General features: G+C 68.2%; 2 protein-coding genes. Both read right to left on the reverse strand.

The genetic code is table 11. The features are described 5' to 3' along the window. The coding region (locus ACNPM4_RS16465) for an ABC transporter permease (protein WP_448986396.1) at positions 1 to 711 on the reverse strand (711 nt) is incomplete at its 3' end. Continuing rightward, positions 708 to 2315, reverse strand: a complete 1608-nt coding sequence (locus ACNPM4_RS16470; RefSeq protein WP_448986397.1) for a sugar ABC transporter ATP-binding protein — start codon at positions 2313 to 2315, stop codon at positions 708 to 710. The genes ACNPM4_RS16470 and ACNPM4_RS16465, both read right to left, overlap by 4 nt. Between the last annotated feature and the right edge of the window lie 31 nt (positions 2316 to 2346).

Below are 2346 nucleotides of genomic sequence, written 5' to 3' on the forward strand. Positions count from 1 at the left end.
GAGGATGTACGTCGTCAGCAGGAGGCCCTTGGGCTTGATGCCGGCCATGCGGCTCGCCCGCGGGTTGATGCCGATGGCCTCGATCATGAGGCCGAGGGCGCTGCGGCGCACGACCCAGCCGACGGCGAGCACCAGCAGCACCGCCAGGATGAACACGACCGGGATGCCGAGCACGAAGCCGTTCGAGATCCAGCGGAACGCATCGTTGGACGCCGTGGTGTTCTGACCGCCGGTGATCACCTTGGCGATGCCGCGCCCGGCGAGCATCAGCACGAGCGTGGCGATGAACGGCTGCAGCCCGACGTAGGCGACGAGCACCCCGTTGACCGCCCCGAGGATTCCGGTGATCAGCAGCGCGAGGCCGACGGCGCCGAGTGCTCCCCCCACCCCGGCCGACGGGTCGGCGGCACTGAGGAACTCCATCGAGACGGCGCCCGCGACGGCCATGAGCGAGCCGACCGAGAGGTCGATGCCACCAGTGGCGATCACGAGGGACATCCCGATGGCGATCATCATGATGGGCGCCGCCTGGCGCAGGATGTCGATGACGTTGCCGACCAGGTTGCCGTTGTTCGGGTTGATCGACACAGCCAGATAGGTCGGGTCCTTGAGCACGTTCAGGGCGAGCAGCGCGACGATGGCGACGATCCCCCAGAAGAAGGGCTTGTGGATCAGGTCGCGCCAGATGGTGGAGCCGGTTGCGGCGGTCATCGCGCTGCCTCCTTGTCAGTGGTGTGAGCGATGCTATCCGGCAGCGCGCCGTCGGTGTCGTCGAGGGTCTCGGCCGCCGCTTCCACGCCGTGCGCGGCGATCACGTCGACGACCACCTGGGCGGTGACGTCCGGTCCGTTCTGGATCTCGCCGATCTTGCGGTGGTCCTTCAGCACGACGATCCGCTCGGACAGCCGGACCACCTCTTCGAGCTCGGACGAGATGAAGACCACGGCGACGCCCTCTTCCGCGAGTTCGGCCACCGCCTCCTGGATCTCGGCCTTGGCGCCCACGTCGATGCCGCGGGTGGGCTCGTCGAGGATGAGGAGTTCGGGCCGCGTCGCCAGCCAGCGGCCGAGCAGCACCTTCTGCTGGTTGCCGCCCGAGAGGTTCTTGATCATCCGGTCGGGATCGGCGGGGCGCACGTTCAGCTGCGCGATGTACTTCTCGACGATCGCGTCCTGCTCCTTGCGGGGCATGGGCCGCGCCCAGCCGCGCTCGGCCTGCACGGCGAGGATGATGTTCTCGCGCACGGTCAGGTCTCCGACGATGCCCTCGTCGCGGCGGTTCTCGGTCGAGAACGCGATGCGCAACGCGAGCGCTTCGGCGGGCGACTTCAGCTCGACGCGGCGACCGTGCAGTTCGATCGTCCCGCCGTCGGTACGGTCTGCTCCGTAGAGCAGCCGGGCGAGTTCGGTGCGTCCGGAGCCGAGCAGGCCCGCGACGCCGATCACCTCGCCGGGGCGGATGTCGAGGTCGGTGGGCTCGACCGCGCCGCGACGCGTGATGCCGGATGCGGACAGCAGCGGCTTCTCCTCGGCGTCACGGGGTGCGCGTCGACGGTTACCGCCGAGCGACTTCAGCGCGTCGAGGTCCTTGCCGATCATGGTCGAGATGAGCGCGTGCCGATCGAGGTCACGGGTGAGGTACTCGCCTTCGTAACGGCCGTTGCGCAGCACCGTGAGGCGGTCGCTGATCGCATAGACCTGATCGAGGAAGTGCGAGACGAAGAGGATCGCGACCCCCTGGTCGCGCAGCGAGCGGATCACGGCGAAGAGGCCGTCGACCTCGGCGGCATCCAGGCTCGATGTGGGCTCGTCGAGGATGAGGACCTTGGCCTTGATCGCCATGGCCCGGCTGATCGCGACGAGCTGCTGCAGGGCGATCGAGAGGGTGGAGAGAGGTCGGTGGGTGTCGAGGTGTCCGAGTCCGAGCCGGCTGAGGGCCTCGGTGGCCGCGCGATGAGTGGCCGACCAGTTGATGCCGAACGGACCGCGGCGCTCGTGCCCGAGCATGACGTTCTCGCCGATGGAGAGGTTCGGCGCCAGATTGACCTCTTGGTACACGGTCGAGATGCCGGCGTCCTGGGCGTCTCCGGCTCCGGTGAAGCTGCGCTCCTGGCCGGTCACGACGATCGACCCGGAGTCGATGCGGTAGACGCCGGTGAGGGCCTTGATCAACGTCGACTTGCCGGCGCCGTTCTCCCCCATGAGGGCGTGCACCTCACCGGGGAACAGGCGGAAGTCGACCCCGTCGAGCGCTTTCACACCGGGGAATCCGATCGATATCCCGCGCATCTCGACGATGGGGAGTTCTTCGTTCATCGCTGTCTCTCCGTCCGGGTGCCCGGGGGGG

The organism is Microbacterium umsixpiens, from assembly GCF_053543675.1.

What these genes read in the sequence shown, in the direction of transcription:
- ACNPM4_RS16470 (WP_448986397.1), bottom strand. Translation starts at nt 2,315, where the DNA reads ATGAACGAAGAACTCCCCATCGTCGAGATGCGCGGGATATCGATCGGA.